This is a genomic window from Desulfocurvus sp. (genome assembly GCF_023230885.1).
In the GTDB taxonomy this organism is placed as follows: Bacteria; Desulfobacterota; Desulfovibrionia; order Desulfovibrionales; family Desulfovibrionaceae; genus Desulfocurvus.
Genome location: NZ_JALNWM010000152.1, coordinates 1 through 8,390, shown reverse-complemented (window position 1 = coordinate 8,390; position 8,390 = coordinate 1). Strand labels below are relative to the sequence as shown.

General features: G+C 71.3%; 8 protein-coding genes. 7 read left to right on the top strand and 1 reads right to left on the bottom strand.

Annotated elements, in window-relative coordinates; genetic code table 11:
* Positions 1-319: 319 nt before the first annotated feature.
* Positions 320-1,534, top strand: coding sequence for a phosphoserine phosphatase SerB (gene serB / locus M0P34_RS11155; RefSeq protein ID WP_291499069.1), 1,215 nt, complete (start codon positions 320-322; stop codon positions 1,532-1,534).
* Between the two features lie 5 nt (positions 1,535-1,539).
* A complete protein-coding gene (locus M0P34_RS11150) occupies positions 1,540-2,232 on the top strand; it encodes a methyltransferase (protein ID WP_291499067.1) in 693 nt (230 codons plus the stop codon).
* Positions 2,233-2,254: 22 nt separating this feature from the next.
* On the opposite strand, the gene M0P34_RS11145 is transcribed toward M0P34_RS11150, so the two are convergent.
* On the bottom strand, positions 2,255-3,157 hold the full coding sequence (locus M0P34_RS11145; protein WP_291499065.1) for a tRNA (adenine-N1)-methyltransferase: 903 nt from the start codon (positions 3,155-3,157) through the stop codon (positions 2,255-2,257).
* Between the two features lie 97 nt (positions 3,158-3,254).
* On the opposite strand from M0P34_RS11145, the gene M0P34_RS11140 reads away from it, so the two are divergent.
* The 5 genes from M0P34_RS11140 to hemW all read left to right on the top strand — a co-directional run bounded on the left by M0P34_RS11140 (position 3,255) and on the right by hemW (position 7,968).
* Positions 3,255-4,256 carry a radical SAM protein gene (locus M0P34_RS11140; protein ID WP_291499063.1) on the top strand — a complete coding sequence of 334 codons (1,002 nt, stop codon included), beginning with the start codon at positions 3,255-3,257 and terminating at the stop codon, positions 4,254-4,256.
* A 94-nt stretch (positions 4,257-4,350) separates the two neighbouring features.
* A complete protein-coding gene (locus M0P34_RS11135; RefSeq protein WP_291499061.1) occupies positions 4,351-5,805 on the top strand; it encodes an Rne/Rng family ribonuclease in 1,455 nt (484 codons plus the stop codon).
* 26 nt (positions 5,806-5,831) lie between these two features.
* Complete coding sequence (locus M0P34_RS11130) at positions 5,832-6,422, top strand: epoxyqueuosine reductase QueH (protein ID WP_291499059.1); 591 nt, start codon at positions 5,832-5,834, stop codon at positions 6,420-6,422.
* Complete coding sequence (locus tag M0P34_RS11125) at positions 6,419-6,805, top strand: hypothetical protein (protein ID WP_291499057.1); 387 nt, start codon at positions 6,419-6,421, stop codon at positions 6,803-6,805. Before M0P34_RS11130 ends, M0P34_RS11125 begins: the two co-directional genes overlap by 4 nt.
* A gap of 17 nt (positions 6,806-6,822) precedes the next feature.
* Positions 6,823-7,968 carry a radical SAM family heme chaperone HemW gene (hemW, locus tag M0P34_RS11120; protein ID WP_291499056.1) on the top strand — a complete coding sequence of 382 codons (1,146 nt, stop codon included), beginning with the start codon at positions 6,823-6,825 and terminating at the stop codon, positions 7,966-7,968.
* Positions 7,969-8,390: the final 422 nt, after the last annotated feature.

Here is an 8,390-nt window from a genome sequence, read left to right as displayed (position 1 = left end):
TCCCCTTTCCCCCAAAAGACCTTTTTCATTGGGGGGCCGGGCGTCTCCGGACTGGGGCGCAGGCCCCGGCTGCCCACGCCCAATCGCCACCCCGCCGGACAGCCGGGCCCCCGCGCGGCACGGCCGCGCGGGGGCCCGGCTGTCCGGCGGCATGCGGGGTGCAGGGGTGACAACCCCTGCCGGGTCCAGGGCGGAGCCCTGGCCGCCGGAGGCACCATCCCCCCTCCACGCCCGGCCCGGCCCCGCCCGCAGGCCCCTTCCGGCGCTTCCGTCCCGGCGCGCTTTGGGGTACAAGGCTGCGAAACGGGAGCGACGCCGCATGTCCGAGATTTTCCTGATCAAGATTTCCGGCGAGGACAAGCCGGGCATCATGCACCACATCACCTCCATCCTGGCGGACTACGAGGTCCGCATCCTGGACATCGGCCAGGCGGCGGTGCACGACACCCTGTCGCTGGCGCTGATCATCGAGGTGCCCGCGCGCTACGGCATGGCGCCGATCCTCAAGGACCTGCTCTACGGCGCCAACGAGATGGGGGTGAAGCTCAAGTTCGTACCGGTGCCGCTGGAGCGGCACGAGGCATGGGTCGCGGCCCAGGGCCGCAAGCGGCACATCGTGACCCTGCTGGCCCGCGAGATCGGCGCGGACATGATCGCCCGCGTCTCGGGCACCCTCAACGCCAACGGGTTGAACATCGACTCGGTGTCGCGCCTGTCGGGGCGCATCTCGCTGGCCAACCCGCCGCGCACGGGCCGGGCCTGCGTGGAGTTCACCGTGCGCGGCGAGGCCACGGACAGCGAGGCCCTGCGCTCGTCGTTCATGGCCATCTCCCAGGAGCTGGGCCTGGACATCGCCTTCCAGGAGGACAACGTCTACCGCCGCAACCGCCGTCTCATCGCCTTCGACATGGACTCGACCCTGATCCAGGCCGAGGTCATCGACGAGCTGGCGCGCCGGGCCGGGGTGGTGGACGAGGTTTCGCGCATCACCGAGGCGGCCATGCGCGGCGAGCTGGACTTCAAGGGCAGCCTGATCCGCCGGGTCTCTTTGCTGCGCGGGCTGCCGGCCACGGTCCTGGAGGAGGTCGCCCGGGCCATCCCCATGACCGAGGGCGCCGAGCGCCTGGTGGGCAACCTGAAAAAGCTCGGCTACAAGGTGGCCATCCTTTCGGGCGGGTTCACCTATTTCGGGGCGCGGCTCAAGGAGCACCTGGGGGTGGACTATGTGTACGCCAACGAGCTTGAGATCCAGGACGGCCTGCTCACCGGCCGCGTGACGGGCGAAATCGTGGACGGCGCGCGCAAGGCCGCCCTGCTGGAGGAGATCGCCCGCCGCGAGGGCATCGATCTGCAACAGGCCGTGGCCGTGGGCGACGGCGCCAACGATCTGCCCATGCTCGGCAAGGCTGGCCTGGGCATCGCCTTCCACGCCAAGCCCATCGTCAAGAAGGGCGCCAAGCAGGCCATCTCGACCATGGGCCTGGACGGCATCCTCTACCTGCTGGGGCTGCGCGACCGCGAGGCCCTGGAGTAGCGGCCGTGGCCGCCCCGCACGACACGGCTGCGGCGCGGGCCCATTTTCCGCGCGGGCTGGCCCAGCCCGGGCGCGGGTTCCGTTTTTCCCTGGACGCCCTGCTGCTGGCCGACTTCGCGGACCTGCGCGGCGCGGGCCGGGCGGCGGACCTGGGCTGCGGCTGCGGGGTGGTCGGGCTGGCGCTGCTGCTGCGCGCGCCGCAAGGGCCGCTGGAGGTTCTCGGGCTGGACAACAACCCCGAGATGGTCGCCTGCGCGCAGGAGAACGCCGCGCGCCTGGGGTTCGGGCCGCGCTGCCGGGCGCTGCTGGCCGACGTGACCGCCGTGCGCGCCCATCCGGAGCTGGGCCCCGAGAGCGTGGAGCTTGTGGTCTGCAATCCGCCCTACCGCCAGCCGGGCACGGGCCGCCGCTGCCCCGACCCGGGCCGCGACGCCGCGCGCTTCCAGGCCGGGGCGACCACGGCGGACTTCGCCCGCGCGGCGGCCTACCTGCTGGGCAACCGCCGCCGGGCCTGCTTCATCGGCCTGGCCGAGCGCCTGGACGCCCTGCTGGCCGACCTTGCCGCCGCGCGGCTGACGCCCAAGCGCCTGCGGTTCGTCCACCCGCGGGCCGGGGCACCGGCTCGGCTGGTACTGGCCGAGGCCATGAAAAACGGCGGCTCCGGCCTTGGGGTGGAGCCGCCGCTGTTCCTGGAATAATCCCGGGATTTCCCGCCCGGGGCTACTCGTCCTCGCCGCCGTCCTCGTCGGGCAGGTCCGCGCCGTCCGGGTCGGCCTGGGCGGCGCGCTCGGCCTCGCGGCGCCTGCGCGCGGCGTCCTGCTTGCGCTCGCGGGTGCCCAGGCTGGCCGCGCCCTCCAGGCGCTCCATGCAGCGCGCGAAGGTCAGGAACCCCGTGTGGGCGATCATGCGGTCCTCGGGGCGGATGCGGTCGGGCACGGGCTTCCAGCGGCGCACCAGCACCTCGGCCACCTCCACCTCGTCGAAGGGCCCGGCCTCCAGGGCCACCAGAAGCTCGCTGACCTGGTTCACCGTGGGCAGCAAAAAGGCCACCGGCGCCCCGGGCATGACCGCGGCGGGAATGTGTGCCGCGTAGGCCCAGGGTTCGCGCACGTCCAGGAACAGCGCGTCCACCCCGGTTTGCAGGAATCCCCCGGCGATGTCGTGGACGTGGTGCTCGACGTTGGCGCCAAGGCCGATGCGCCGCAGGTTCCTGGCGTTGAGCTGCGAGAATTCGGGCCTGCGCTCGTAGGTGTAGACCCGCCCCGTCTGGCCCACCGCGAAGGACAGGGCCGCCGTGAAGCTGCCCGAACCGCTGCCCGCCTCGATGACCCGCGTGCCCGGGCCGATACCCAGCTTGACCAGCAGGTAGCCGATTTCCTTGGGGTAGAGGATCTGGGTCTGGCGCTTGATGCCCAGCTTCACGCAGTCGTAGAGCGTGGGCTTCAGCACCCGGTAGGGCTGCCCGATATGCGTCTGCACCGTGTCGCCGTAGGCCGCCGCCAACAGGTCGGCGATCCTGAGCACTCCGTCGCCGGTGTGGATGTCGGGACCGTCCTCCAGGGTGCGCAAGTATCGCTTGCCCTTCGGGCTGATGAGCATTACCAATTGTCCAGGATTTGGCATCGTGACCTCCAGGCGGGTGGGTAGGCGGTTGTGGCCGTCGCGTCAAGGGCCTGCCCATGTCCTTCGGGGGTAAACGGTTTACGAGGAACGCGCAACTTTGGCTTATCGATACATATTCGGCCCGGTGCGCTCGGGGCGCCTCGGGCTCTCCCTGGGGCTGGACCTGACCGGGGACACGGTGTGCACCATGGACTGCGTCTACTGCGAGGTGGGCCGCACGACGTGCCTGACCTCGGAGCGCAAGCCCTATGTGCCCGCACGGGACATCCTCGGCGAGCTGGCGCACTGGAAGGAGCAGGCGCACCGTACGCCGGACTATCTAACGCTGGGGGGCAAGGGCGAGCCGACCCTGAACAGCGAGATGGGCGCAGTGATCCAAGGCATCCGCAGTATTTTTCCCGACACGCCCGTCGCCGTCCTGACCAACTCCACCCTGCTGCACGACCCGCAGGTCCGCCGCGAGCTGGCCCTGGCCGACGCCGTGCTGCCCTCCCTCGACTCCCTGGTGCCCTCCGAGCTGCGCCGCGTGAACCGCCCGCACCCGGATGTGGACCTTGCGGCCCTGGCCCAGGGGCTGCTCGACTTCCGCGAGGAATTCGACGGCCGCCTGCTGCTGGAGGTGCTGCTCGTCGCCGGATACAACGACTCCGAAGCGAACCTGGCCCTGCTGCGCGACTTCGTCGCCCGGCTGCGGCCCGACCGCGTGGACGTGGTCAGCATGACCCGGCCCGGCACCCTGAGCGCCGCGCACCCGGTGGCTGCGCAGGTTCTGGCCCGCTGGAGAGGGGTTCTGACGCCCCTGGCCGCCCCCGGCGACACGACGACGCCCCGCCCCGGCGGGGCAAGGCAATTTTCCACGGACGCCGCGTCGGCTCCGGGCCCGGGCCACCCGCCCCGCCCCGCCGACGCGGACGGCGCCGCCCTGGAACGGGTGGCCGCATCCATCGAGCGCAGGCCGCAGACCGCGGCCCAGCTCGCCCAGGCCCTGGACCTGCCCCCCGAGGCGGTCCGCCGGGCCCTGGAAACCCTGGCCACCCGGGGCAGGCTGCGGACCACCACCAGCGACGGGGACGCCTACCACGCCCTCGGGCGGGGTTGAGGCCGCCCCCGCCAGGCAGGGCCCGGAGTCTTCCCGGGGCCGCGCCGCAGGGGTCGCCGCGTCCGTCAACGTTTTCGCACCACGAGGTACGACCATGCCCAGAAAGATCAAGGAAAAGATGTTCATCAGCGTGCTGCCCGGCGAACAGGTCGAAGTGGCCCTGGCCGAGGACGGCAAGATTCGCGAATACTATGTGGAGATGGTCCACCAGGCCAAGACCAAGGGCAACATCTACAAGGGCGTCATCAACAACATCGACCCCAACCTCCAGGCCGCCTTCGTCAACTACGGCGCCGAGCGCAACGGCTTCCTGCAGATCGACGAGGTCCACCCCGAGTACTACATCGAGGAGGAGCCCGCCAAGAAGGGCTTCAAATACCCGCCCATCCAGAAGGTCCTGCGCCCCGGGCAGGAGGTGCTGATCCAGGTGGTCAAGGAGCCCACGGGCCGCAAGGGCGCCTTCGTCACCACCTTCCTTTCCCTGCCGGGCCGCTATTTCGTGCTCACCCTGGGCCGCGAGCAGGTGGGAATCTCGCGCAAGATCGAGGACGACAAGGAGCGCGAGAAGCTGCGCGAGGTGGTCGAGGAGCTGAACCTCGGCTCCGGCATCGGCGTCATCGTGCGCACCGCCAGCCTGGACGTGAACAAGACCCAGCTCACCAAGGACCTGAAATTCCTCAAACGCCTGTGGGCCGACGTGCGCAAGAAAGGCGTCGGCCAGGACGCGCCGTGCATCTGCTACCAGGAGATGGACCTCGCCTCGCGGGCCATCCGCGACTACCTCTCCACCGAGGTGGGCGAAATCTGGGTCGACGACAAGGACACCGCCGAGCAGGTCAAGGAAATGGCCTCCCTGGTGTTCCCGCGCAGACCCAACCTGGTCAAGCACCACGCCGACCCCGAGCGCGGCATGTGGGAGCGCTTCGGCCTGGACAAGCAGATCCAGGCCATCTACGGCCGCGAGGTGCCCCTGCCCAGCGGCGGCCAGCTGGTCATCGACGCCACCGAGGCCCTGACCGCCGTGGACATCAACTCCGGCAAGATCGGCGGCAAGAAAAACTTCCGCGACATGGCGCTCAAGACCAACATGGAGGCCGCCGAGGAGATCGCGCGCCAGCTCGTCCTGCGCGACATCGGCGGGCAGGTGGTCATCGACTTCATCGAGATGAAGGACAAGAACCACTGCCGCGAGGTGGAAAAGACCCTGCGCGCGGCCATGAAGAACGACCGTGCGCGCACCGATGTCGGCCGCCTGTCGCGCTTCGGGCTGCTGGAGCTGGTGCGCCAGCGCCTGGGCTCCTCGGCCCTGGCCGTATCCACCGAGCCGTGCCCCTGCTGCGGCGGCACGGGCACCCGCCGCAACCTGGAGTGGCAGGCCGTGCAGGCCCTCAAGGAGCTGCGCCGCAAGCTGCGCCGCATCAACGGGGAGCATGTGGTGGACTTCCGCTGCGACCAGGAGCTCATGGCCTACATCAGCAACACCAAGCGCGCCCTGCTGCTGGACCTGGAGCGCGAATTCGGCGTGCAGGTCGCCATCCTGCCGCAATAGGCCCGGCCAAGCCCCGGAACCCGCCCATGAAGCTGCTTCTGCACATCTGCTGCGGCCCCTGCGCCATCGCCCCCATCCGCCGCCTGCTGGAGGCCGGGGTGGAGGTCACGGGGCTGTTCGTCAACCCGAACATCCACCCGCTCATGGAATACAAGCGCAGGCGCGACGGCGCCGCAGAGGTGGCCGCGCGCCTGGGGGTGCGCATCCTGTTCAAGGACGACGAATACCGCCCGCAGGACTGGTTCCGCGCCGTGGCCCAGCGCGAGGACAACCGCTGCCACTATTGCTACCACATGCGCCTGGAACGCACGGCGCAGATCGCCCGCCGGGGCCGCTTCGACGCCTTCTCCACCACCCTGCTCTACAGCCGCTTCCAGAAACACGCCGCCATCGCCGCCCTGGGCCGCGACCTGGCCGCCGGGGGCGGCCCGGCCTTCCACTACGAGGACTGGCGCGCGGGCTGGACCGAGGGCATCGAGGCGTCCAGGGACTGGGGCGTCTACCGCCAGCAGTACTGCGGCTGCCTGTACAGCGAGAACGAGCGCTACCGGCGCGAGCTGGACGCCCCGCCGCCGGGCGCCCCGGCCAGCGCCGCGCCGCCGGAGCCGTGCCGATGATCGACCGCACCGTCTACCTGGGAGCCCTGTACCTGGGGGCCGGCAACCTGCCCGGGGCGCTGCACCTGGCGGGGCTGGCCCTGCCGCCGCTGCTGGTGGGCCTTGTGCGCTACCGCGCCAACCGCCTGCTGGCCGCCACCGGCTTCTGCACCCTGCATGTGCTGGCCTACGCGGCCATCGCCTACCTGAGCGGCGGGGCCTACCCCTACCTACTGCACAGCCTGACGGCCCAGGTGGCGGGCGGGGGCTACGCCGACCTGCTGGCCCCGGACCTCGCCACAACGGCCCTGCTCTACGCCCTGCCCGCCGCCCTGCACGGCACGGCGGCCTCCCTGGGCGGGCTGGCCCTGGCCCGCGCCGCCGCCTCAGGGCGCAAGGGCTAGCCGCCCGGGCGCCCGCCATGCTGCTCTACGTCCATGTGCCCTTTTGCCGGAGCAAGTGCCGCTACTGCGCCTTCCATTCCGTGGTGCCCGCGCCCGGGCAGATGCGCCGCTATGTGGAGCTGCTGGAAGCCGAGGCCGCCCTGTGGGGCCGACGCCTGCACCGGCCCCGGGTGCAGACCCTGCACCTGGGCGGCGGCACGCCGAGCCTCCTGCCCCCGGCGCTGCTGGAGCGGCTGGTGCGCGCCCTGCGGGCGAACTTCCGCTTCGACCCGGGCCTGGAGTTCGGCATGGAGGCCAACCCCGAATCCGCGGCCGACTGGACCATGATGGAGACCCTGGGGCGCCTGGGCGTGACCCGGCTGTCCCTGGGCGTCCAGAGCTTCGACGACAACGACCTGGCCCTGCTGGGCCGCCCGCACACCGCCGCCCAGGCCGAGGCCGCCGTGCGGCTCGCCCTGGGCGCGGGGCTGCGCAGCGTCTCCCTGGACCTCATCTGGGGCCTGCCCGGCCAGCGGCTGCACCACTGGCTGGCCAACCTCAAGCGCGCCGTCCGCCTCGGCCCGCAGCACATCTCCTGCTACGGCCTGACCCTTGAGCCCGGCACGCCCCTGGAGCTCCAGGAGCGCGCAGGCGGCCTGGAACTGCCGGACGAGGGCGAGCAGCAGCGCATGTACTTGCAGGGCGGGGAATTCCTGGAATCCGAAGGCTACCTGCAATACGAGATTTCCAACTTCGCGCGCATGGGCTTCGAGTGCCGCCACAACATGGGCTACTGGGAAGCCAGGCCCTACCTGGGCCTGGGCCCGGCGGCCGTCTCCACCCTGGGCGCGCGGCGCTGGAAAAACCCCGAGGACCAGGACGCCTACGCCGCCGCCATACGCGACGCCACCCTGGGCACCGACGCCGAACCCCTGGACAGCCAGACCCGCCTGCGCGAGATGGTCATGCTGCGCCTGCGCACCACGCGCGGGCTGGACCTGGCGGCCTACCGCCAGGCCGCCGGGCGCGACCTGGCCGCCGGGAACCAGCCCATGCTGCGCGCCCTGCGCCAGCGCGACCTGATCCGCCTGGCCGGGGGCCGCCTGCGGCTGACGCGCCCGGGGATGCTCGTCTCCGACGCCATCATCGCCAACCTCTTCGCCGACCTGCCCGCTGCAAAATAACCGGCCGCGGCCGCGCGCCGCCCCGCTTCCGCCGCCCCGTTCCTGACGCCCCCCGCCCGGCGCCGCGCCCGGCGTCCCGCTCCCGGCACCCCTCCCCCCGCCAGGGCCGCGTGTCCTGCTCCCCCGCCCGACACCCCGCGTACCGCCGCGCATCACCCCCGCGCGTGCCCGCCAACGCATGGATGCCCGGGCGCCGCGCGTGCGCGCCTGCGGTTGGGCCGCGTCGCCCGGCCCGCGTCCCGCGCGTCTTTTTCCGCCGCGCCCCTAAACTTTCCCGGAGCCCCGGTCGAATACATAAGCAACACGGCGCAACCCCGAACGCAGCACGGAAGCTGCAAAACCATTCTAAGGAGGGAAAACCGCATGTCTCTGGTTATCAACCACAACTTGATGGCGACCAACGCCGCCCGCAACCTCAGTTC

Bases quoted from the DNA above. Each gene is read 5' to 3' on its own strand.
- serB (WP_291499069.1), top strand. From the start codon at position 320: ATGTCCGAGATTTTCCTGATCAAGATTTCCGGCGAGGACAAGCCGGGC.
- M0P34_RS11145 (WP_291499065.1), bottom strand. From the start codon at position 3,157: ATGCCAAATCCTGGACAATTGGTAATGCTCATCAGCCCGAAGGGCAAG.
- M0P34_RS11135 (WP_291499061.1), top strand. From the start codon at position 4,351: ATGCCCAGAAAGATCAAGGAAAAGATGTTCATCAGCGTGCTGCCCGGC.
- M0P34_RS11130 (WP_291499059.1), top strand. From the start codon at position 5,832: ATGAAGCTGCTTCTGCACATCTGCTGCGGCCCCTGCGCCATCGCCCCC.
- M0P34_RS11125 (WP_291499057.1), top strand. From the start codon at position 6,419: ATGATCGACCGCACCGTCTACCTGGGAGCCCTGTACCTGGGGGCCGGC.
- hemW (WP_291499056.1), top strand. From the start codon at position 6,823: ATGCTGCTCTACGTCCATGTGCCCTTTTGCCGGAGCAAGTGCCGCTAC.